This is a genomic window from Methanopyrus kandleri AV19 (genome assembly GCF_000007185.1).
Classification (GTDB): Archaea; JAADCQ01; Methanopyri; order Methanopyrales; family Methanopyraceae; genus Methanopyrus; species Methanopyrus kandleri.
Genome location: NC_003551.1, coordinates 1,655,981 through 1,677,285, shown reverse-complemented (window position 1 = coordinate 1,677,285; position 21,305 = coordinate 1,655,981). Strand labels below are relative to the sequence as shown.

The window sequence follows — 21,305 nt, the reverse complement described above, 5'->3', positions numbered from 1 at the left end:
ACCCGCGCCTCACTCGAAGGATGGGAGTTCGGCCCCTTCTTCGACGACCCGCTCGAGTTCTTCTTTCAACTTCTTCCGTTCGATTAGATCCTTCACGCGCTTCAGCCGTACGAAGTTCTCCCTCTCCTGCTCGTCGAGTTTCATCTCAATGTACTTCTCGGTGTTCTCGAGGCGCGGGATGACTATATGCTCCAACGCGTTCACCCTGCGCTTAGTACGTTCGATCTCCTCGGCCATGAGACGGAGGGTTTCCTCGATCTCGGCCAGCTCCAGCACGGCGTCGATAGCCTCCGTGAAGGCTCGCATCGCCTCATCGAGTGCGCCGGACGTGTCGGCGAAGCCATAGACGACCTTTGAACCGCCATCTTCGCTCACGCGCTCGATGATCGGTACGACTACACCCATCACGTTCCTCGATCCCACGTCCACCTTGATCTCCTCGCCGGTGGCCATGGAGGCGCGCTCCACTCCGATCTCACCGACGGTCACCTTGGCCGCTGCCAGCTTGCTGTACGCCTCCATCAACTTCTTGACGGCCTGCTCCCTGATCTCGGAGGCGCGCTTCACCATCTCGAAGAACTCCATGATGAGGGCGTCTCGCTTCTCCTTGAGCAGCTTGTGACCCTTCTTCGCAAGTTCGATTCTGTCCTGGAGTTTCAGTAATTCCATCCTAGTAGGGTTGACGTCCTCTAGGATCTCCTGGGTCACGGGTATCCCCCACCTAGATAGGTTTGAGTGGAGATGGGGCCGGAGGGAGCCTTACTCTTCCTGTTCCTCCTTCTTCTGCCTGTACTTCGGGTGGTACTTCTCGATCAGCTCATCGCTGACCCTCTTGAGCTCACGCTCCGGTAGAATCGCCAGTAGCTCCCATCCCAGGTCGAGGGTCTCTTCGATGCTCCGGTTCTCGTCGCGGCCCTGCTTCACGAACCGCTGCTCGAACTCGTCCGCGAACTTCAGGAACTTGCGGTCCCGCTCCGTCAGCGCCTCTTCGCCTACTACCGCTACTAGGTCGCGCAGGTCGCGACCCTCGGCGTACGCCGCGTACAGCTGGTTGGAGAGATCCGGGTGGTCCTCGCGCGTCTTACCCTTACCGATACCCTCGTCCATAAGCCGTGACAGCGAGGGTAGCACGTCGATCGGTGGGTAGATACCGCGCCGGTGTAGGTCTCGGCTTAGCACTATCTGACCCTCGGTAATGTATCCCGTTAGGTCCGGAATCGGGTGCGTGATGTCGTCGTGAGGCATGGTGAGGATCGGCATCTGGGTGATCGAACCCTTCCGACCGCGGATGCATCCGGCTCTCTCGTAGATGGTCGCGAGGTCCGTGTACATGTATCCCGGGTAGCCGCGCCGGCCCGGGACCTCCTCACGGGCCGCGGATATCTCTCGTAGGGCCTCGCAGTTCGACGTGATGATGCCGTTCTCCACCACCAGGGTGTGATCGGGCACCACGGTCACGTCGTACAGGTACTCGTGCTCGTACTCCACGGTCTCCACCTCGACTACCTCGTCCAGCACGTAGTTACCCTCAGCGAGCTCCCGCAGCTCGCGGACCTCCTCAACGTCGCCGACGACCTCCTCGAGCCTCTCCACGATCTCCAGCGCCAGGCGCCGGGTCGCGCGCCTCTCACCGCTCTCGATCTGCGAGATCGTGCTGGACGACCCCAGGTCCGAGGCCCTAACGCCGTACTTCCTCCTAACCTCCCGGAGCAGCCTGCCGAACCTGCGCGACACCCTGTCGAACCTGGACGACCTCCGCCCGGACGACATCGACGCCGCGGCTTCCGCCTTCTTCGGGTGCCTCAGCGGCAGCTCCTCGGCCAGCTCCGCGGCGTCGTGACCGGTTACGACGACGTCGTAGGCACCGTCCCTCTCACGCAGCACGCTCGGTACTCCGAGCCTCTTCAGCAGGAGCTGTAGGTCCCCGGCCCGCTCCCTGTCGGCCGTGGTGATCACGATCTTGCCGTCCTTCAGGTGACCGTCGCCGTCCACGTAGCCGGCCAGGTAAGCGGCGACGAGCTCCCGGGGCATCTTCAGGACCGTCTTCGGGTCCGCGAGTCTCTCGAACACCCGGGCAAGTACGCGGCTGTTGACCCGGAGCATCGTCACGCCGTTCTGGTTCTCCGTCTTGGAGGCATCGACGCCGAATTCCTCCGTCACGATCTCCTCGAACGCTGACAGCAGCTCCCTCTCCGTGTTCGAGAACATCACGAACCCTCGCTCGGTGTCCACGCTCCCGTCCGACGCTATCAGGCCGGCGACGTACATTACCTCCTTCCCGGGCCTCGGTGACGAGAACTTCACCCTCTTCCTACCTCCGGCGGTCACGTAGTCGATGTACTCCGTAGCCTCATCGACGCTCTCGATCACAGCCGTCGCCAGTCTGGCGAACTCGGACAGCTCGTAGTACCTCCGCTCCTTGGCCTCCCTGGCCCTGTAGGGGAGCTCCTTCTCCCGGCACGCTTCGGCCAGGCTCCCGTACCGCTCGGCCACGGCCTCCTCGAACTCCTCGGTTGGGTGCACGTAGAACTTGTCCTCCGCCTCCAGGAGCAGTTCCAGGTACGTCGGAACCTTCTCACTGACTCGGAGTTCCCTCACGGAGTACAGTTCGTCGCCGGACTTCAGCTCGGACGCCTCGACCATTCTGGGGCCATCCTCCGTGTCCACTAGGAACTTGTGGTCCTCGGACACCACCAGCTCGGCGCCGCTCCTCGTTCTCACCCGGACAGCGCGGCTCGGGGCCTCGATTTTTTCCACGGCCACCACGTCGTTGGAGGTTAGGTCGCCGTCCCATGCCGCCAGTGTCCTGACGTTGGTCACTCCGACGGTGACCTCCGTCGATCCTTCCCTCAGACCACCGTCGACGGCGGTTTCGGCGGCCCTCTCGACGATCTCGTCGATCTCGACGACGTCGCCGGACGCGGTGATCACCCTGGTACCAGGAGCGAAGCAGTAGTTCGTCATGTCCGTCAGGATCACCAGGACGTGCATGTCGTTCTCGAAGGCCAGGTATTCGGCTACCGTCAGTGCGATGCGCGGGGTGATGATTCGCTCCATCGACGGGTCGTCGGCGAGGTTAAGGATGAGCACGGCACGGTCCAGGGCGCCGGTCTCCTCGAACTCTCGCCTGAAGAACGCGGCTTCCTCGTGCGTGATACCCATGGCCGCGAACACTACGGCGAACTCCTCCTCTTCACCTGGGACGGTCGCCTGGCGTGCGATCTGAGCCGCTAACTCGTTGTGCGGAAGACCGGAACCGGAGAAGATCGGGAGCTTCTGACCACGTACCAGGGTGTTCATACCGTCGATCGCGGAGATACCGGTCTGGATGAAGTCGCTCGGGTACTTCCTGGCGGCCGGGTTGATCGGGGCCCCGTGGATGTCGAGCTCGTCCTCCGGTACTATCTCGGGACCGCCGTCAATGGGTTCACCACGGCCGTTCAGGATGCGTCCCAGCAGGTCGGTCGACACGGGGATCCTCAGCGTCTCTCCCGTGAACCTGACCTTCGTCGAGGTGGTGTCGAGACCCGAGGTACCTTCGAAGACTTGCACGACGGCGGCGTCCCTACGGGCTTCCAGAACTTGACCTCGTCGGACTTCGCCGGTGGGTGTCTCCACTTCGACTACTTCACCGTACTTCGCACCTTCGACGCCCTCGACTACCATCAGTGGTCCGGAGACTTCAGATATGGTTGTGTACTCCTTACCGGCCGGCCTCTCGGCCTCGGCCACGGTACCACTCCCTGGGGGAGTGTTTGTGGAGTTCTTTCACGTGATCAAGGACGAGCGGGCGGTGGTGCTTGAGTTCGAGAACCCCGTGAAATACGTTTCGAGCGCATTCTACTCGGACGGTGTGGGCGAGGTGAGGTGGGTGGCCAACATCCGGGTCGAGAAGGGATGGTCGCACGATGATCCTTGGGGCTACGTCGAGGAGAGACTCCACGAACTGGGACTCGAGCCCGAGGACACGCTGGCGTTCCTGACGGCCGCCGACGTCGAGCAGGCCGCTATAGTTCAAAAGGGTGACGTCTTCGCCGTTGCGACCGCCGGGTTCGGTAACGCCTACTGCTCTAAGACTAAAGAGCACGACTTAGGAGGACCCGGGACCGTGAACGTGATCGCCGTGGTAGGGCGACCCCTGACCACACGCTCCCTGGTCGAGGCCCTGACGTGGGCCGTGGAGGCGAAATGCCATGGGGTCCTGCGTATAGTCCTGGGTAATGAAGGACCTTGCTTAGGGACGACTACGGACTCCGTCGCCGTGTTGTGTCCACAGGGGGATGAACTGGACTCTTTCTGTGGACCCGCCACGGAGCTCGGTCGGCGCTTGATGAGCGCGGTCGAGGAAGCCGTGGTCACTGCGGGAGAGCGCGCAGGGTATTCCCCAACACGCTCGATAAAAACGATCCTCGAAGAGGAGGGGATCGAACTGAACGACCTCGTCGAGGCCGGTCGAGAGTTGTTCGTAGGTGAGTGGAAGGAGGAGCACGCTTCTAGGGTCCTAGAGGAGCTCGAGCGGGGTCTGGAGAACCCTAACGTGGCCTTGGCAGTGTTCACGGCGTTACTCATCGACAGATTCGTGCGATTAGGCACTTATCCGGAGGAGTGCGGTGAACTACGGGAGGACCCGGGTTGGGTGTACTTCGATGAGGTCCTAGGCCAGTTTGTGGCTATGGAGTTAGGGGGTTACGGGGCGCTGTTCAATTTCAAACGGTACGACGAGGAGAAGCCCGGAATCCTGAAGGAAGTCGATGAGAGATGGGTTATGCTGGATGACGTCCTTGCAGGTCTCGTTGCCGGTGCCATGACCGCCGCGTTCCGCAGGGGGTGATTCGGGTGGAGTTCCTGAAAGTCTTCAGATTCTTGACCGTCCTTCCGATCGGAGAACACCCGAAGAGTCCGCGTGAGATCGGCGAGCAGGCATGGTTAGGGCTTCCAGCGGTCGGACTAGTCAGCGGGTTGCTGGCGGGGGTCGTGGCGTGGGCCTTCGCCGGAACACCGGTTAGAGGTTGCTTGGTAGTTTTGACGCTGCTCGTACTCGAGGGGGCACAGCACTTCGATGGCCTCGTAGATGTGGGCGACGCGCTGATGGCGGGCGTGATCTCCGAAGAAGGTGCCACGAAGGCTATGCGTGATCCGAGGGTAGGAGTGGGGGGCTTAGCGATTGGGTCTATGGCACTCCTCCTAGCGGTCGCGTCGTTCGGGTGGATACCCTTCGAGGTGCTGGTACCCATCGAGGTGTTCTCACGTTTCACCGTACTCCCTATGGCGGCGGTGGGTGAGCCCGCGCCCGCCAGCTACTCCGGTAGGGTGTTCACGGAGTACGTGGACGCCGATCAGGTATTGCTGGGAGGAATCCTATCAACGGTCGTGTCATTGCCGTTTTCACCCGTAGCCACCCTAACATGTGCGGTCTGCTCGGCGGTGGTCGCTTGGACCTGCCTGGAGGCGGCACGCCGTACCATAAGGGGCGTGAACGGTGACTTCCTGGGTGCGTCAATATGGGTGTCACGGGTCCTGAGCGCCGTTTGCCTAAGCTCCCTGCCCTGGTGATGGCCGGTGGTCGGGCGAAGCGCATGGGTGGGGTGGAGAAGCCGGCCGTAGAAGTGGCGGGTAAACCGCTGCTCGTGTGGGTGCTCGAGGCACTTCAGGATTGCTGTTGCGTGGATAGGATCACCGTGGCGGTATCGCGGGACGCGGGGGTTACCCGGTCCATCGCAGAGCGGTTGGGAGCGGAGGTCGTCGTCACCCCGGGAGACGGGTACGTCCACGACCTGAGGTTCGCGCTAGAGAGCGTAGGGACGCCGGCACTAACTGTTACCGCGGATTTGCCGTGTCTGACCCCAGACATCGTGGGCCTGGTTATCGCCGCATGGGCGGCCGTCCCGGAGCCTTCGCTCTCCGTCTGGGTTCCCCGAAGCTTGATCGTGAAGGCCGGACTGAGCCTATGGCGGAGATTCGAGTCAACTGTGGGAAACGTCCGGGCGGTGGTCGTAGGATTAAACGTAGTAGGGGGTCTGCGGAAAACCGATGAGTTCAAACTCCTGCTGGACGAGCCACGGTTGGCTTACAACGTTAACACGTGGCACGATCTCCGGAAGGTGGAAGGGGTGCTTCGGAGTTGCCCGAGAGAGGAGCGGGCCCAGGGGCTTCAGGCGCTAAAAACGAGATGAGGGTTTCGGAACTGCTGCAGCGACACGTGATCACAAACCGCGGCCACGACTTGGGTACCGTCATGGAGGTGGAATTGGCCTGGAAAGATAAATGCATCAAAGCGTTGCTGGTGCAACCGTCGAAAGAATACGCTCAGCAGGTGAAGGCCGACGTTGTGGAGGTTCCGTGGAGCTCCGTGCTGGCGGTGGGCAAGTACGTTTTAGTGGACGAGTCGAAGATCCGACCCAGAAGGTGATTAACCGCCTCCCTCGCACACCCGCTCGTCGACGTGTTCGAACGCCTCCTTGAGCTCCCTAATCCTCTCAACGACTTCTTCAATGTCGGTCTCTTCCTTCTCCTTTGACTCTTTCTTCTCCACCTTCTCGACGTAGTCTTCGTGATAATACAGTCCTGTTGAGTCGAGCTGGATCCATCGACCATCCTCACGCTCCTTAACGTCGACCACCTTGCCTACCGTTCCGGTCCGCACGTATCGGGCGTAGTCTCCGACCTGTAGTTCGGTCAACGGGTGTCCCCCTCGTCGTAGATCGTTATAGGTTTTATAACGATTTCGGGTTGGCGCCGGGGCCGGGATTTGAACCCGGGCGGCCCATACGGGCCACGGGATTAGCAGTCCCGCGCCTTGGACCGGGCTCGGCCGCCCCGGCGCCTTGCCCACTTGCACAAGTATGAGGCGGGATTTTAAGTGTTTCTCCCGGGTCTCACCCGCTGAGATTCTCAACAGCCTCGGCTACCGGTGGGGCCACACTCACCTTCTCGAACGGGTTGGGGACGGTGTCGGTGGCTATGATATCTTCGAATCCTGAGGCCAAAAGCCTAGTGGCGGCGTTCCTGGTGAGGAGCGCGTGGGTGCACGCGGCATAGAGCGTCCCGGCACCTTGATCGCGAAGCGCTCGGGCGGCTTCAACCATGGTCCCTCCGGTGTCGATCATGTCGTCGACCAGTACCACCGTCCGCCCCTCGACGTCCAGCTCTTTCGGATGAATCTCGACCTCGTCCCCGCTGAGCCGCTTTTTCTCCAGATGGTCGTATTCAACCCCACATATCGAGGCGACTTCGCGGGCCAGTTCTCGGGCCCCTTCGTCCGGTCCGATGACCACGAGATCCTCTCCCTCGAACCTTTCTGCCAGGTACTTGCCCAGCTCCTCAGCCGCGCTGACGTTCTCGGCGGGTACGTCGAAGTACTTCAGCGTGCCCGGCTCGTGGAGGTCGACGGTTATTAGAGCGTCGGCGTTCGCGGACACTGCCCTAGCGACGGCGCGGAACGAAACGGGCTCTCCGGGTTCGAATCTACGATCTTGCCTGGAGTAGGCCATGTAAGGGACTATGGCGATGACTTCCTCGGCCCCGTTCTCCCGAGCGGCGTCGAGAGTGATTATCGCCTTCACGAGGTTCTCGTCCTGGGGTGGGCTCATCGAGTGTACGACGACTACCGTCCCGTCGAGCTCCGGAGGAACCCTTACAATCTGCTCACCGTCGGGGAACCTGTCCTCCTCGACCGGCGCCAGCTCCGCGTCGAGCTCCTCTGCGAGACGCCGACCCAGCTTGACACCCTCCGATGTGGCGAGGACTATCAACACGTCTCTCCCCCATCATCCTCCGTAGCGAGTCAACTCTTCGGGTTTCACCTCGCGAGGTGTCCAATCACCCTTGTGGATGTCGTGGAGGCAGTTGACGGTGACTCCTTTCTCTTTCACCAGTTCTATCGCCTCAACGGCCGCCTTTGCCGCCGCGATCGTAGTGATGTACGGGACCTTGAACTTCACAGCTGCCCGACGGATGGCGTACCCGTCGCGGCGAGCGTCCTTCCCTTCCGTTGGGGTGTTGATAATCAGGTCGATTTCACCTTCACGGATGAGATCAACTATGTTGGGACTACCCTCCGATACTTTCCTCACCACCTCGCACTCGATCCCGTGTTCGCGCAGGTGCGATGCGGTGCCGCGCGTCGCGAGCAGATCGAACCCTAACCGCTGAAGCTTTCGAGCGATCGGGACGATATCGGGCTTGTCCCGGTCGGCTACCGATATGACGGCGGTACCCTCGAGAGGAAGCTCGTGTCCTGCTGCGAGCTGAGCCTTCCAGTAGGCGGCACCGAACGTCCTGTCGATCCCCATAACTTCTCCCGTAGCCTTCATCTCGGGGCCCAGCACGGGATCCACTCCGGGCCACTTCTCGAAGGAGAATACGGCCTCTTTAACGGCGACGATTCCGGGGTCACCGTCCGGAGGCTCTAGCCCCATCTCGTCCAGGACCTCGGGGATCTCACGGCCGAGGATGGCCTTGGTTCCGATTTTGGCGAGTGGTATTCCGACGGCCTTGCTGATGAAAGGCACCGTTCGACTGGCGCGCGGGTTGGCTTCGATAACGTACACCTCGTCCTCTTCAGGGTCGTAGACGAACTGAATGTTAATAAGCCCGATCACGTTTGCCCCCTCGGCGATGTCTTCGGCGTACTCGAGGACCGTCTCCTGTGCGTGCTCCGGGAGCGTCTGTGGTGGCACGACACAGGCGGAATCACCGGAGTGCACACCGGCTTCCTCGATGTGTTCCATGATCCCGGGGATGAGCACGTTCCCGGCCTCATCCCGCGCACCGTCGATCTCGCACTCTATGCCGCCCTCGATGAACCGGTCTATCAAGATCGGGTGCTCCGGGGATACCTTGGCGGCTTCCTCGATGTACCTACGGAGATCCTCCTCGTCGTACACTATCTCCATGGCTCGGCCACCTATCACATACGATGGACGCACAAGGACTGGGTAACCGATATCTTCCGCTACCTCAACGGCTTCTTCGGGGTCGTTGGCGGTCCCGCTCTCGGGCTGCGGGATACCGAGCTTCTTCAGGAGCTTTGAGAACCTGTCCCGATCCTCGAGTCGGTCGACGTCGTCGGGATCGGTACCAAGAACACGGACTCCACGCTCCGCGAGTGGCACGGTTAGGTTGACGGAGGTCTGCCCCCCGAACTGCGTCAGCACGCCGATAGGCCGCTCCTTCTCGACTATGTTGAGTACGTCTTCGAGTGTGATTGGTTCGAAGTACAGTTTATCCGAAGTATCGTAATCCGTGGAGACCGTCTCGGGGTTGTTGTTCACTATGATCGCCTTGTAACCCTCCTCCTGAATCGCCCACACGGCGTGAACTGTACAGTAATCGAATTCGATCCCCTGGCCGATGCGGTTAGGGCCCGCACCTATCACGAGGACTTTATCGGACATCGTCCGGCTACCCGCGTGTGAGGGCCCACACGCCGCATTAAGAAACCCTCGGGGGTTCGGCTTTGAGCGGCAAACGGAACGCGGCCAGGAAAGCCGCGGAAGAGGTCTGCCGACGCGGGTACGAGGTGATCGGGGTTGGTGCCGGCACCACCGTCGAGGCTTTCCTTGAAGAGCTGGTGAAGAGAGAGGCCGACGTACTGGTGTTCACCACGATACCCGGCACGATCGATGCTTGTCGCCGCATCGGACTGAACGTGACTACGATACCGCCCGAAGAGCTCCCGGTCGCCATCGACGGAGCTGACGCCGTGGATCCCGATGGTAACCTGCTGAAAGGAGGAGGGGCCTGCCACTCGTTGGAGAAGGCGATAGATTACACCGCCGACGAGTTCTGGGTCGTCGTGGACGAGTCGAAGCTCGTCGAGAACCTCTGGGAGCTCCCGGTACCCGTTGAGGTACTCCGCGGCTGCTACGAGTTAACAGTTCGGACGCTGGAGGAGTTCGGTGAGGTCAGACCGAGAACGTGTGACGAGAAGTACGGGCCCGTGGTCTCGGACTCGGGTAATCCCATCGTCGACCTGCATGTGGACGACTGGGATCCCGCCGAGCTCGAACGCGAGTTGAACTCCGTTCCCGGCGTAGTTGAATGCGGCGTATTCCCCGGGGACAAGGTAGATAGGATCATCGTCGGGAGGTCGTAGGGGGTGAGATGTTGCGTGTACCTCCTGTTATCGTGAATTTCAAGGCGTACTCGGAAGCGGTCGGTGAGAACGCACTACGACTGGCTCGAGTGGCCGCGGAAGTGTCGGAAGAAACCGGAGTCGAGGTCGGGATCTGTCCTCCTCATGTCGACCTGCGCGACGTGGTTAGGGAGGTAGGCGACGAAGTCACGGTCCTAGCGCAGGCAGTTGATGCGGCCGAGCCCGGCGGGAGGACCGGGCACGTGACTCCCGAGATGGTGGTCGAAGCCGGCGCCGACGGGACGCTTCTGAACCACTCGGAACGCCGGATGCTGTTGGAGGATCTTAAGGACGTCTGCCGAGCGTGCATAAACGAGGGTCTCCTCACGATCGTGTGTGCGAGCGACGCGCTCGCCGCCCGTGCGGCCGGGGCCCTCTCGCCTCACGCGGTGGCCGTGGAGCCGCCGGAGCTCATCGGTACGGGGACCCCGGTGTCGAAGGCCGACCCCGAGGTAGTCGAGCGATCGGTCGAGGTCGTGAAGGAGGTCTCGGAGGAGACGGCCGTACTGTGCGGGGCCGGGATCACCGATGGGTCCGATGTGCGTGCCGCCGTGGAATTGGGTGCTGATGGCGTCTTAGTAGCTTCTGGAGTGGTATTAGCGGACGATCCTAAGGAGGCGTTATTAGACCTCATCTCCGGCCTAGAATAGGGGATGATGGGCATTGGATCGCATACGTAAAATTATGCGGAGGGAGGCCGAGGTAATAGAGTATGCGTGCAACAATCTGCCCGAAGAAGATGTTAAAAAAGCCTTGGATTTAGTTGTGGAGAAGATACGGAATGATAGGGGTATATTCATCGTAGGAATGGGTAGAACGGGACTCATCGGTGAGTGCTTCGCCGTCAGGCTCGTGCAAATGGGCGCACGATGCTACGTGGTCGGTCACAGCACAGAGCGGGCAATAAAGCCCGACGATCTCCTCATCGCGCTGAGCGTTTCCGGTAACACCGCGTTCGTCAATTATGCGGCGGATGTGGCGAAGGACGAAGGTGCAGATGTGCTTGCAGTAACCATGAATGCGGACTCGAAAATAGCTGAAAAGGCGGATGTTGTGGTTGTCCTTCCTGAACCAGAAGAGATAATTCTTCGCACATTCTCGGAGATGTTAATGCTGTCATTCTTGGACGGATTTACGGCTCAGCTCGCGAAAGAATTAGGAGTCGATGAATCAGATATGTGGGAACGGCACGCTAAAATACAATAAAATATTAGGGGCGAACAGTGATGTACGAAAACATATCTACTATGGACGATTTCGAGTTCGAAAATAAATGGGTCTTGTTACGAATTGATATAAATTCGACGGTTATCGATGGTAAAATTGAGGACGATGAACGTATTAAAAGACATCTCGGGACGATCAAGGAGTTAATGGAACACGACGCCAGGGTGGCCATTCTAGCACACCAAGGAAGACCGGGTGAGGATGACTTCACGACACTGGAACCACATGCGGAAATCATGTCCGAAGAACTCGACAACTTCGAGTACGTGCCCGACGTGTTCGGACCCACCGCGAAGAAGAAGATTCGGTCGTTGGAGCCCGGCGAAGTTATCCTGCTGGAGAACGTGCGGTTCTATTCCGAGGAACGTATCAACCGGGACCCGGAGTGGCACGCACGCCGACATTTGGTGCGGAACCTGGCCCCGCTGTTCGACATTTTCGTGAACGACGCCTTCGCTGCGGCCCATCGCTCGAACGCTTCACTGGTCGGGTTCACTCGAAGACTTCCGTCTTGCGTCGGCCGTGTGATGGAGCGCGAGATCGAAGTCCTCGAAACCATGGTCAGAGACGAGATGGAGGACGGCGTCTTCGTGATCGGAGGGTCCAAGATCGAGGATGCTATCAAGGTCATACGCCGAGCCATCGAGATGGACAACGTACGTCGCGTGTTACTGGGAGGTCTCGTGGGCAATCTCTTCCTTTGGGCCTCCGGAGTGGATCTAGGGAAACCTTCACGGAAATTCCTGGATATGAAGGGTTACACGGGCTACTTGGACGAGGCACGGGAGCTCCTCGAGGAAGGTGACGACGTGATCCTCGTACCCGAAGACGTGGCTCTCAACCGCGGTGGAGAGCGCGAGGAGGTAGACGTGGACGAACTGCCAGCGGACGCTCCCGTCTTCGACATCGGTACCGGAACGATCGAACGGTATCGCAAGGAGGTCGAAAGCGCGGGTATGGTGGTCGCGAACGGGCCGATGGGCGTGTACGAGGAACCCGGATTCGAGAAGGGAACGTACGAGGTCCTCAATGCTATCGCCGATTCGGAGGCTTTCTCCGTGATCGGAGGAGGCCACATAATTGCGGCGGCGAAAGCCTGTGGTGCTTATGACAGCATAGATCACGTCAGCACGGGTGGCGGAGCGATGCTCCGAATGCTCGCCGGGGAGCGACTACCGGCCATAGATGCCATCCTCACTTGCCCGTTCTCGGGGTGCTGAGGCGTGGTCGTCGTGGTGTACCACCGTCCCTTCAGCCACTTCCGCGTCAACCATGTGGCCCTTATCGCAGGCAACCTCGGGGCGAAGCTCCTTGTTTATTCGGAACCGAAGTCACGTGCGGCCTTGGACGGTATCACACAGGTGCTGGAACACCCCGAGGAGAGAGGTCGCGTTCCGGTGATGGTGGTCGACGACCTGGACGACGCCCTGGAAGTTGTTGATGGTCGGGTGGCGCTGCTAGATCCCTCGGCAGATGAAGGGATCAAGAAATTAAAGCCGTCAGACGTGCTGCTCACGGTCCCCGTGGAGCTACTCGAAGAGATCGATATAGAGCCTGATCTCACCGTCGGTGTCAGCGCTCCTGTCGGAGAGCTGGCCGCGCTGGCCGTCGTATTGTACGAGTTGGGGGGAGCTTGAGTTGGTGAGAAGATCCAAAGGTTTCCGGAGTCGTACACGGAAAAAACTCCGAAAGAAGCCTAGAGAGCGCGGTCTTTCCCCGTTGGGTCCGATGACGCAGGAGTTCGAGGAGGGTCAGAAAGTACACATCGTAATCGATCCCAGTGTCCACAAAGGCATGCCCCATCCCAGGTACCACGGGAGAACTGGAGAAGTCGTAGGACGCCAAGGCCGAGCTTACATCGTGAAGATCAGGGATGGAGGGAAGGAGAAGAAACTGATAGTGTACCCCGAGCATTTGAAGCCACAGGAGCAGCCTGAACTCCAGTGATAGGGGTCCCCGGCCTTGCCCTCGATATCCCTTCAGGCCCGGGAACGGAGTCCGACTAACGTACACGAGGCTCGCAAAGTGGTAGAGAAGGTCCTAAAGGAGCGGGATCCGGAACTCACCTATGACCAGCGCGAGGCAGTTCGGTACCTGAAGAAGTTCGGATCGCTGGAGCCGGAGGACCTGGAGGAAGCGAAGGAGGAGCTCAGGTCTATTCTCGGTGATCTCACGACCAACGAGCGCACGGTGGAGATCCTCGTCAACAAGATTCTGGAGGTTCAACCTAGGAGTGAAGAGGAGATCAAAGTCTTGCTCGAGTCCGCCGGAAAACGTCTCCTCCGTCGTGCCGATGAGGATGTAGTGCGTGCTATCTTGGAGGTATCTGAACGAATCGCGGAGGAGGAGTAAACGATGGTGGAGATACTGTACAAGCAGCCGAAGGGGAAACGGGCCTATGAAGAGTATGCGCTGATACTGGACTTCCTACCGTACGGCAGGGCGGAGGAGCCACCTCATAAGCGACAGCCCGTGGCGCAGGCGATAGGGAAAGACTTCTTCGTGCTCCTAGAGCTAGCCCCCAAGGAAGGGGCGTTCCTGGAGCTCCATGAAGAGGTGTACGTAGGTCGTGGTAAGCGTGACAAGATCCACCACGTGAACCGACGACTACGATACGACGAGCTCACCGCGACGGCCCGTGAAGAACTCCCCCACGCCGTCGAGAAGATCATCGAGGATAACGAGGAGGACTTCGTCAGGTTCTTCAACGAGGCTAGACCCATCACCCCGAGGTTGCACCAGCTCGAGCTTCTTCCTGGAATAGGCCGAAAAACGCTCGAGCGTATCTTGGAGGAGCGCGAGAAGGAACCGTTCGAGTCCCTGGACGACATCAAGGAGAGGGTTAAGGGCCTCCGCATGCACCCCCGAGACATGATCAAAGAGCGCGTTCTGGCGGAGCTCAAAGGAGAGACCCGGGACAAGTATAGGTTGTTCGTCCCGGAGTTCCGGGGTGGCAGGAAGCGACGGTGACCTCCGCAACCTTATTATACCCACCACCTCAGAGGGCGGATTGGGAGGAGGGCCCGCAGCTCAGCCTGGACAGAGCGCGGGGCTTCTAACCCCGTGGTCCCGGGTTCAAATCCCGGCGGGTCCGCCAACCGGAAATTGTTATGATAACGCTAACGAACATCGAGTACCCGCATCTCGACCATCAGGACGGTCTCCGGGTCCTTAAGTGCCCGAACCAGGTCTCGACTCAGGTCCCTTGCCGCTTTGTTGCACCTTATCAGTACGGTGCGATCATCGATGTAGTCGCTCGTCCGGAACACCATACTCCTGCCGTCTTGTAGGGTCATCCTCGGATGTCCGACCCCGACTACCCTGTCTTCCGTACCGCCGGCTCGCAGAATTACTTCTACTCGCGCTCCTCGCCGTAACATCAGCTTGAAATCTTCTGGCAGATCGGCGCATGCCGTGTCGGCGCGAACACCTATTATGCAGTCAGCCGTTGGCCCGATCTCGGGATCTTTCGTGACTTCGAACGTACTCCGATGACGGCCGGTCACGTTTTCGTGACCTCGGGCCTTGAGGGTGATCTCCATCTCGCATTCCCCCGGGGGTACTCGTCGATGATCACCCTGGATACTGAAACTACGGTAGAGGACTTATCCGAGTCGGACGTAGAGGGGAGGATAATATACGCGCCCTGTAAAGGCTGCTCTCCCGACGAAGAAGTTCCACAGGAGGTTGTCCGCGCCACAGTACATCGGAAAGGGCCTGATGAGAAAGGTGTACCGAGGTTCGTAGCGAATGTCCTCGCACGGTGTGAGAGCTGTGGTACCGTAAACCCCGTGAGGTTAGTGTTCTACGCTCCCAAGAAGGTTAAAGTCACTATCAGCAGGTACGAGGAGTCAGAGTGCAAAGAAGTGGAAATGGACCCGTTAGAAGAGATTGAAGTTGGTGATGTGATCGAAGTGGAGGGGGAAAGAGTGGAGATTACGAATATAGCTACACATGAAGAGGACAGCGTGAAGAAAGCCAAGGTCAAGGATGTTGTATCGGTTTGGGGAGTATCGTTGGATATTCCAGCCCGCATTGGAGTTTCAATTAATCTTCCATCAGGATACACTATTTCTGAAAAAGTTGAGGTAGATAGGGATGAAGAGTTCACGGTTGGAGAGATATACGAACTTGATGGGATGTTGTTTAGGGTACATGCGATAAAACCTGAGGGCCGTCCTACGGTAAAACGTGAGGGTGAATCGGTTAAGGCTGAAGAGATAAAGAGAATATACGGGAGGCCTGTTAGGAGAGGAACACCTAAGAAGTCATTAGAATCCATATAAGGGGAACGGACGCTTGATTACAATAAAGGTGGCGATTAGGAACATAGCTCGGAGGAGTGTCCGCTCACTACTCACGATCTTGGGAGTTGCTATCGGAGTTGCTGCCGTAGTGGGTATCTCAGCGATTGCGAAGGGATTACAACATGATGTTAAGGTGGCGATCAGTGGATCGGCTTCACTGATAGTAAAATCAAAGGCTGCTCCCGACCCACTATCTAGTGTGCTCGATGAAAGTATTGAGGATGAAGTGAGAAAGATACCGGGAGTAAAGCGTACGGTAGCTGTTTGGTTTAACAATAGGATGATTACAGTGGGCCGGCAACGTCAACCTATATTAATCGCGGCGGTGGAAAATAGGGGCTATGAACTCGTAGTGGGGTCTAAAATAGAGCCCATAGAGGGCCACCTCCCTAAACATGGTGAAATGGCCTTTGGGAGCCTTATATGGAGAAAATTACGACCTAAGGTAGGAGAGACCGTGGATTTATCTGGACAAAAGTTAAGGGTATCTGGAGCGTTCAAAACATCGTCGCAACTTGCTAACATGTGTGCGATTACTACTTTAGATAGCGTCAATAAAATTCGAGGGAAAAGCATCAGTTGTGTGTTCGTTCAAACATCTGACCCGAAGCGAGTAAGGAAAGAAATAGAGTCAAGAATAAACGGTGTTGAGGCCATCACAACTAGTAAGGCTGTTCAAGGGATGTTGAATAATTTGAGAACAGTTGAACTTGCGGCTATAGCACTTACCGGGATCGCTGGGGTTGTAGGAGCGCTCGGAGTAGCCAATACTATGCTCATGTCAGTGATTGAGAGAAAGCGTGAAATAGGCGTCATGAAGGCCATAGGAGCGACGAACAGAGACGTGATGAAGCTGTTCCTACTGGAGTCGATAATATTGTCCCTGGCGGGGGGGATCATAGGGTGCGTTCTCGGGATGTTGGGCTCACAACTGCTGGTCCACATCCTGTCGTACATAAAGCATCAGACGGTGTCTGTACTTATAACGCCTGAGGTACTAGGGCTCGGACTAGCTCTGGCTTTAGCGATAGGGGTGGTCTCGGGTCTGTACCCGGCGTGGAAAGCCGCTAAAGTTGACCCCGTCGAGGCCCTCAGGTACGAGTAGGGGGCGTTCAAATGTCGAACTACGTAATAAGACTGGAAAATGTTCGGAAAGTCTACAATTCAGGGTCGGTGAAGGTAGAAGCGCTCAAAGGGGTGAGTCTTGGGGTAAAAAATGGGGAATTCCTAATGATCGTCGGGCCTTCGGGATCTGGTAAATCAACGCTACTTCACATTATGGGGGCTCTGGATACACCGACGTCAGGTCGCGTTGAAATTGCGGGTAAGGATATGACTAATCTGAGTGACGAGGAACTCGCCGAAATTAGAAATAAATACGTTGGTTTCGTGTTTCAACAATACAATCTAATCGAATCGCTTACGGTGTTAGAAAATGTCATGTTTCCCATGACACTAGCCGGAGAAGAGGATGAGGAGAGGGCTAAGGATTTGCTGCGGAAAGTGGGACTTAAAGAGGAACATTTCGACAAGTTTCCGAGTCAGTTGAGTGGTGGCGAGCAGCAGCGTGTAGCTATCGCTCGGGCGCTGGCGAACGATCCAGAAGTCATCTTGGCCGACGAACCCACCGGGCAGCTCGATACGAAGAATTCTCAACGCATTATGAAGCTCTTGGAGAAGCTTAACGACTCCGGCCATACTATTGTGATGGTCACTCACGATCTCTCCTTAGTCCGCTGGGCCGATCGAGTGATCCTACTTCGAGACGGCAGGATAGAGAGGGAGATGAGCCCCGAAGAACTAGACGCCGAGGTTTTGGACTGAGCCCGCTCTAGTCGCTCTAGTATCATCCAAGGATCGTTATTATTTCCATAACGATTGTCGGTTTGGTGCCCCGGCCGGGATTTGAACCCGGGTCGCGGGATGTCTCCGGCCCGGACGGGCCTCGAAAGTCCCGCATGATATCGGCGGGCCCGCGGTCACCCGCGGGCCCTTGACCGGGCTACACCGCCGGGGCGTCTCCGTACCCACAGGGTGAGCACTAGGACGGTGTATATAATATTTACAGGGGACCTCTGCGAGGTTCCGATGCCTGTGCTACCGCTCCAGTACTTCCTCAAGCCTTCTAGGACGCTTTCGATGAATTCTTCGGACGCTCCACCTTTTCGCATTACCTCTTCTAGGGCCGACGGCGATGGCGGTTCCGGGCCTTCCAAGGCGGATAGCAGGTGACTGATTTCGGCTTTGACTTCGGGCGGCTGCTGGCTGACCAACTCGTGTTTAACGGCTTTAGTGAGTGCCTTCAGAGCGGCGTCGGCGAGTATATCCACCAACGAGACGAGTTGGATCGTGCTGCTGTAAGTGGGGTAGACGTCCTTCACGTTGACGATCTCGACACCCAGTAGCTTGAGGTAGTAGTAGGGGTACCAGATCTTGTCCGGCCCGTTCCAGTAACAGTTGACGCTGAAGTATCCGGGCAAGCTCGGGTCATCGGTTACCAGGTAGTTCGGGGATACGTTCACGTAGACGACGTGCCTTACCGTGGAGTTCTCGGTCAGAAGGATCCTCTTAAGCTCGTAGTACGAGGACCCGTCCCTACCTGCGATCCAGATCAGCGTGTCCAAACCTAGCTCGGAACAGACGCGGAATCCTCGCGGTACCTCTCCTATACGCCGGTACTGTTGCAGCAGCTTTAATTCATTGTCACTCAGCTCGTAGAGGTACTCCACGCCGTTGGCGGAACTGTAGCTCACGTAAACGTTGTCTATCCGGAGGCCATAGATAGGGGCTTTGTCGTGTAAGGCGACTGCGAACTCCTTCAGGAATGCGAGATCGGAAGTATTCCCGTTGATAGCGTCTGAGGTTATACAGACGTCGAGACCCTGAGCCCCAATCACCATCGTCGTCAGAAGGGGGATTACCGTTGCCATCCCTCGCACTGGTTGTCCCCCTGATATCAATCTCGGCTTTGATCGTAGCCGCACTTCGCGGCTGGGGGCTATTCCGCGCGTCTTCTCTTTCCTTAGCCCTCTACCTTATAGCCTCAACATTCACTCCGTTCACCGTTCAGGTACCCTACGTTCGGGTCGTCGACTCCGCGCTAAAAGGTGTTGAAATTTTGGCCGTCGTGTTGGCCAGCCTCACGCTCGTGGAGATGATGCGTGAAGACGGCGTGCTGGAGGATATCGTGCACATTCTGAAGGAGACCTGCCAACTGCGCGGCCCGTGCTTGGTGGGCCTAAGCGTCGTGGCTACCGGAGCTTTCGAGAGTGTGGCAAGCTTCGGAACGCCCGCTACTCTAGTAGGTCCACTCCTCGTCGAAGCGGGACTGAGTAAGACGACCGCGGCGGCCGCGGCTCTCGTGGGGCACGCTCCGTTCGGGGTGTTCGCGGCCTTCGGTGTACCGATTCTCGTCACTTCGGGAGTTTCAGGGATCGATCCTAAGAAGCTGAGCTTCGATGTCGCCCTCTGCATCGCTCCGAGCCTGCTGGTATTGCCTTATGCTGTAGCGGAGACAGCCGACCTCCGGGTGTCGAAGGTCCTACTGACGACCATGGGGATTATGACCACTGCCTCCTTGCTGGCCGTTTGGTGGGTCGCATCTCCCAGTATCGTGGGCCCGCTCTTAGTTTTGGGCGTAGCTTCCGGTTTCCTCTGGTACCTACGAGTCGCGGGCGAGGAAGCCAGGATCAAGGTCAGCAATGACACTATCAAGGGAATGATAGTCTACGGGCTGGTGGTCGTCGGGATAGGAGTAGTCAAGGCCCTGGACGTGAAGTGGGTGCAACCGTGGATGCTGCTGTGGGTCGCCGTATTATTGTACGCGACTCCCCGATGGACTCGAATGGTCGGAGCACTCATCCGTGTGCTTCGGAAGACTTGGGAGGAACTGCTTTCGATCGTGCTCCTAATGGTCCTTGGAACGCTGATAGCTCATTCCGAACTCCCCAGCGCGATCAGGCCTTACGCGGGGTCTCCGCTGGTCACTTTCCTGGTGGGGTTCATGGGGGAGATGGTCGTCGGCAGCACTACCGCGGTGATGGCGACTTTCGCGTCTGGAACACCATATCCGGAGATCACACTGGCCGGTGCGGCCTGTGCGGCGGCCGCATGCCCTTACAACGTCGCCGTGGCCGCGGCGGCCGTAAGATGCCACGAGAAGCGGGTTATGCGGAGGAGTCTCCTGGGTTCGATGTACTTGACGGTACCGACGTTAGCGTGGTGTACCATGCTATGGATTTGGGGCGCGATGAAATGAGACGGGAGTTGATCGAAAGGCTCGAGTCACGTCTCGACCGGAGAGAGATCGAGAAAGCCCGCCGAGATTCCCACGCCCGTCGACGTCCGAGGCCTTGTGGGATCACGGTTCACCCAGGTCATGGGTGTCCCAGGGCCTGTTCCTACTGTTACATACCGGAGATGGGGTTCAGATTCGAGCGCGCCCGCCCTTACAGGCTCTCCGGGGAAGGCATGGTCTTGGCCCTGCTATACAACCGGGGTTTCGAACCAGGTCGTGAGGGGACGTTCATAGCGGTGGGTAGCGTGACGGATCCGTTCCTCCCGGAGCTTGCGGACAAAACGCTCGAGTACCTGAGGACGTTCTCACGGTGGTTAGGTAATCCCACGCAGTTTTCCACGAAGTCCGCGATTGACGGGGAGGTGGCTGAGTCACTCGCGAGGTTGGAGCTTCCGCTGAACGGTCTCGTCACGATTCTCACACCGGACAGAGAGAAAGCTTCCAGGCTAGAGCCGCGAGCCCCTAGACCCGAGGAGCGGTTAGAGACGATCACCGAGCTCTCGAAAGCCGGTTTGACCGTTGACCTCTTCTTCAGGCCGATACTACCGGGAATAGTCGGCCTTGAAGAGGCGGAAGAACTTTTCCGGATGGCTCGCGACGCCGGAGCTCGGGGTGTCGTGGTGGGAGGTTTCCGGGTGAACGAGGGTATACTGAGCAGGCTGAAGCGATCCGGGTTTGACGTCTCGGAAATAGTTAATAGAGCCAACAGACCGATACCCAAAGGCAGGAAGCAGGTGTACGTGCGTACCGGCGATATCAAGGAGCGCCTCCTCAGAATAGCTCGGGAGGTCGGCTTGACCCCCTTCGGCGCCGCGTGTTGCGCGTGCGCGAGCGCCGCCCAGGTACCGTGCCCGAACCGGTGTTGGGAAGGCCCCTTCTGCACCGAGTGTGGGAATCCCGCCTGTCCCGTGTAGGGGGAATCTCGAGATGTTCGACCACTTGTTCCGTACGCTGTTCAGGATGATCGATCGCTCGATGGAGGAGGCGATGCATGAGATGGAGCGAGAGATAGCGCGGCTTTGTGAAGAGATGGAAAAGGAGCTCGAACGGCTGGAGCGCGAGGGACGCACCAATCGTAACGTCCAGGAGATCAAGCTACCCGGTGGAGGATGGATTAGAGTTGAGACGTTCCAGTTCGAGCTGCCGGTCGATACCGGAGGACGTATCCAGGAACTTCCGCTCGAGAAAGAGCGAGACAAAAGGAAGGAGGAGCACGAGCCGGAACCCCGAAAAGAGATACCTTCGGAGACGTTCGAGAGAATCGTGGACATCGGGGGAGTCCCTCTAAGGCTGGAGAGGCGGGGTCGTAGCTGGCGGGAGGAAAACCGCTGAAGGGGAC

The 21,305-nt window shown here is 58.4% G+C and carries 24 protein-coding genes and 3 tRNA genes; 19 read left to right on the top strand and 8 right to left on the bottom strand.

All coding sequences use genetic code 11. The features are described from left to right. Nucleotides 1–9: 9 nt before the first annotated feature. Both MK_RS08930 and MK_RS08925 read right to left on the bottom strand, forming a co-directional pair. Nucleotides 10–708, bottom strand: coding sequence for a V-type ATP synthase subunit D (locus tag MK_RS08930; RefSeq protein WP_011020042.1), 699 nt, complete (start codon nt 706–708; stop codon nt 10–12). A 51-nt stretch (nt 709–759) separates the two neighbouring features. Then, nucleotides 760–3,732 carry a V-type ATP synthase subunit B gene (locus tag MK_RS08925; RefSeq protein WP_011020041.1) on the bottom strand — a complete coding sequence of 991 codons (2,973 nt, stop codon included), beginning with the start codon at nt 3,730–3,732 and terminating at the stop codon, nt 760–762. Between the two features lie 25 nt (nt 3,733–3,757). Between MK_RS08925 and cbiS the strand changes: the two genes are divergently transcribed. Genes cbiS through MK_RS08905 form a run of 4 tightly spaced genes read left to right on the top strand, consistent with a single transcriptional unit; the run spans nt 3,758 to nt 6,409 of the window. After that, nucleotides 3,758–4,831: a multifunctional adenosylcobinamide hydrolase CbiS gene (cbiS, locus tag MK_RS08920; RefSeq protein WP_011020040.1), complete on the top strand. Its 1,074-nt coding sequence runs from the start codon at nt 3,758–3,760 to the stop codon at nt 4,829–4,831. Between the two features lie 5 nt (nt 4,832–4,836). Beyond that, the gene (locus tag MK_RS08915; protein ID WP_158296012.1) at nt 4,837–5,553 is read left to right on the top strand and encodes an adenosylcobinamide-GDP ribazoletransferase; all 717 of its coding nucleotides are present in this window, start codon (nt 4,837–4,839) and stop codon (nt 5,551–5,553) included. Next, nucleotides 5,529–6,173 carry an NTP transferase domain-containing protein gene (locus MK_RS08910; RefSeq protein WP_158296011.1) on the top strand — a complete coding sequence of 215 codons (645 nt, stop codon included), beginning with the start codon at nt 5,529–5,531 and terminating at the stop codon, nt 6,171–6,173. Before MK_RS08915 ends, MK_RS08910 begins: the two co-directional genes overlap by 25 nt. Further along, nucleotides 6,170–6,409, top strand: coding sequence for a PRC-barrel domain-containing protein (locus MK_RS08905; protein WP_011020037.1), 240 nt, complete (start codon nt 6,170–6,172; stop codon nt 6,407–6,409). Before MK_RS08910 ends, MK_RS08905 begins: the two co-directional genes overlap by 4 nt. On the opposite strand, the gene MK_RS08900 is transcribed toward MK_RS08905, so the two are convergent. The 4 genes from MK_RS08900 to carB all read right to left on the bottom strand — a co-directional run bounded on the left by MK_RS08900 (nt 6,410) and on the right by carB (nt 9,395). Next, the gene (locus MK_RS08900) at nt 6,410–6,679 is read right to left on the bottom strand and encodes a DUF2098 domain-containing protein (RefSeq protein WP_011020036.1); all 270 of its coding nucleotides are present in this window, start codon (nt 6,677–6,679) and stop codon (nt 6,410–6,412) included. 51 nt (nt 6,680–6,730) lie between these two features. Next, nucleotides 6,731–6,821, bottom strand: a tRNA-Ser gene (locus MK_RS08895). Nucleotides 6,822–6,875: 54 nt separating this feature from the next. Further along, a complete protein-coding gene (locus MK_RS08890) occupies nt 6,876–7,751 on the bottom strand; it encodes a ribose-phosphate diphosphokinase (RefSeq protein WP_011020035.1) in 876 nt (291 codons plus the stop codon). Nucleotides 7,752–7,766: 15 nt separating this feature from the next. Further along, nucleotides 7,767–9,395 carry a carbamoyl-phosphate synthase large subunit gene (carB, locus tag MK_RS08885; protein ID WP_011020034.1) on the bottom strand — a complete coding sequence of 543 codons (1,629 nt, stop codon included), beginning with the start codon at nt 9,393–9,395 and terminating at the stop codon, nt 7,767–7,769. Between the two features lie 62 nt (nt 9,396–9,457). On the opposite strand from carB, the gene rpiA reads away from it, so the two are divergent. The 9 genes from rpiA (at nt 9,458) to MK_RS08840 (ending at nt 14,459) form a co-directional block, all read left to right on the top strand. After that, on the top strand, nt 9,458–10,096 hold the full coding sequence (gene rpiA / locus MK_RS08880; RefSeq protein WP_011020033.1) for a ribose 5-phosphate isomerase A: 639 nt from the start codon (nt 9,458–9,460) through the stop codon (nt 10,094–10,096). Nucleotides 10,097–10,104: 8 nt separating this feature from the next. Next, a complete protein-coding gene (tpiA, locus tag MK_RS08875; RefSeq protein WP_011020032.1) occupies nt 10,105–10,785 on the top strand; it encodes a triose-phosphate isomerase in 681 nt (226 codons plus the stop codon). A 13-nt stretch (nt 10,786–10,798) separates the two neighbouring features. Then, complete coding sequence (locus MK_RS08870) at nt 10,799–11,341, top strand: SIS domain-containing protein (protein WP_011020031.1); 543 nt, start codon at nt 10,799–10,801, stop codon at nt 11,339–11,341. Between the two features lie 20 nt (nt 11,342–11,361). Further along, the gene (locus MK_RS08865; protein WP_011020030.1) at nt 11,362–12,582 is read left to right on the top strand and encodes a phosphoglycerate kinase; all 1,221 of its coding nucleotides are present in this window, start codon (nt 11,362–11,364) and stop codon (nt 12,580–12,582) included. 3 nt (nt 12,583–12,585) lie between these two features. Beyond that, the gene (locus MK_RS08860; protein ID WP_011020029.1) at nt 12,586–12,999 is read left to right on the top strand and encodes a RecB-family nuclease; all 414 of its coding nucleotides are present in this window, start codon (nt 12,586–12,588) and stop codon (nt 12,997–12,999) included. Between the two features lies 1 nt (nt 13,000). Further along, nucleotides 13,001–13,309 (top strand): 50S ribosomal protein L21e, encoded by a 309-nt coding sequence (locus MK_RS08855; protein WP_011020028.1) that lies wholly within the window; start codon nt 13,001–13,003, stop codon nt 13,307–13,309. Nucleotides 13,310–13,324: 15 nt separating this feature from the next. Next, entirely contained in the window at nt 13,325–13,714 is a 390-nt protein-coding gene (locus MK_RS08850) for a hypothetical protein (protein WP_011020027.1), read from the top strand. Between the two features lie 3 nt (nt 13,715–13,717). Then, entirely contained in the window at nt 13,718–14,332 is a 615-nt protein-coding gene (locus MK_RS08845) for a DUF655 domain-containing protein (protein ID WP_011020026.1), read from the top strand. A 49-nt stretch (nt 14,333–14,381) separates the two neighbouring features. After that, nucleotides 14,382–14,459 (top strand) — tRNA-Arg (locus tag MK_RS08840). Between the two features lie 22 nt (nt 14,460–14,481). Here MK_RS08840 and MK_RS08835 read toward each other — a convergent pair. Continuing rightward, nucleotides 14,482–14,904 carry a DUF371 domain-containing protein gene (locus MK_RS08835; protein WP_011020025.1) on the bottom strand — a complete coding sequence of 141 codons (423 nt, stop codon included), beginning with the start codon at nt 14,902–14,904 and terminating at the stop codon, nt 14,482–14,484. A gap of 27 nt (nt 14,905–14,931) precedes the next feature. Between MK_RS08835 and MK_RS08830 the strand changes: the two genes are divergently transcribed. Genes MK_RS08830 through MK_RS08820 form a run of 3 tightly spaced genes read left to right on the top strand, consistent with a single transcriptional unit; the run spans nt 14,932 to nt 17,493 of the window. Further along, nucleotides 14,932–15,648 carry an HVO_0476 family zinc finger protein gene (locus tag MK_RS08830; protein WP_011020024.1) on the top strand — a complete coding sequence of 239 codons (717 nt, stop codon included), beginning with the start codon at nt 14,932–14,934 and terminating at the stop codon, nt 15,646–15,648. A 13-nt stretch (nt 15,649–15,661) separates the two neighbouring features. Next, on the top strand, nt 15,662–16,774 hold the full coding sequence (locus MK_RS08825) for an ABC transporter permease (RefSeq protein WP_011020023.1): 1,113 nt from the start codon (nt 15,662–15,664) through the stop codon (nt 16,772–16,774). Between the two features lie 11 nt (nt 16,775–16,785). Beyond that, nucleotides 16,786–17,493: an ABC transporter ATP-binding protein gene (locus MK_RS08820; protein WP_011020022.1), complete on the top strand. Its 708-nt coding sequence runs from the start codon at nt 16,786–16,788 to the stop codon at nt 17,491–17,493. Nucleotides 17,494–17,556: 63 nt separating this feature from the next. Here the strand turns inward: MK_RS08820 and MK_RS08815 are convergent. Beyond that, nucleotides 17,557–17,686 (bottom strand) — tRNA-Glu (locus tag MK_RS08815). Between the two features lie 906 nt (nt 17,687–18,592). On the opposite strand from MK_RS08815, the gene MK_RS08810 reads away from it, so the two are divergent. From MK_RS08810 to MK_RS08800, 3 genes are read left to right on the top strand one after another with little or no spacing between them, the layout of a single operon-like run. Further along, complete coding sequence (locus tag MK_RS08810) at nt 18,593–19,927, top strand: L-lactate permease (RefSeq protein ID WP_158296010.1); 1,335 nt, start codon at nt 18,593–18,595, stop codon at nt 19,925–19,927. Between the two features lie 8 nt (nt 19,928–19,935). Next, nucleotides 19,936–20,880, top strand: coding sequence for an SPL family radical SAM protein (locus MK_RS08805; protein ID WP_158296009.1), 945 nt, complete (start codon nt 19,936–19,938; stop codon nt 20,878–20,880). Nucleotides 20,881–20,893: 13 nt separating this feature from the next. Then, the gene (locus tag MK_RS08800) at nt 20,894–21,298 is read left to right on the top strand and encodes a hypothetical protein (protein ID WP_148679873.1); all 405 of its coding nucleotides are present in this window, start codon (nt 20,894–20,896) and stop codon (nt 21,296–21,298) included. Nucleotides 21,299–21,305: the final 7 nt, after the last annotated feature.

What these genes read in the sequence shown, in the direction of transcription:
- MK_RS08905 (WP_011020037.1), top strand. Translation starts at nt 6,170, where the DNA reads ATGAGGGTTTCGGAACTGCTGCAGCGACACGTGATCACAAACCGCGGC.
- carB (WP_011020034.1), bottom strand. Translation starts at nt 9,395, where the DNA reads ATGTCCGATAAAGTCCTCGTGATAGGTGCGGGCCCTAACCGCATCGGC.
- tpiA (WP_011020032.1), top strand. Translation starts at nt 10,105, where the DNA reads ATGTTGCGTGTACCTCCTGTTATCGTGAATTTCAAGGCGTACTCGGAA.
- MK_RS08865 (WP_011020030.1), top strand. Translation starts at nt 11,362, where the DNA reads ATGTACGAAAACATATCTACTATGGACGATTTCGAGTTCGAAAATAAA.
- MK_RS08845 (WP_011020026.1), top strand. Translation starts at nt 13,718, where the DNA reads ATGGTGGAGATACTGTACAAGCAGCCGAAGGGGAAACGGGCCTATGAA.
- MK_RS08835 (WP_011020025.1), bottom strand. Translation starts at nt 14,904, where the DNA reads ATGGAGATCACCCTCAAGGCCCGAGGTCACGAAAACGTGACCGGCCGT.
- MK_RS08830 (WP_011020024.1), top strand. Translation starts at nt 14,932, where the DNA reads ATGATCACCCTGGATACTGAAACTACGGTAGAGGACTTATCCGAGTCG.
- MK_RS08820 (WP_011020022.1), top strand. Translation starts at nt 16,786, where the DNA reads ATGTCGAACTACGTAATAAGACTGGAAAATGTTCGGAAAGTCTACAAT.
- MK_RS08800 (WP_148679873.1), top strand. Translation starts at nt 20,894, where the DNA reads ATGTTCGACCACTTGTTCCGTACGCTGTTCAGGATGATCGATCGCTCG.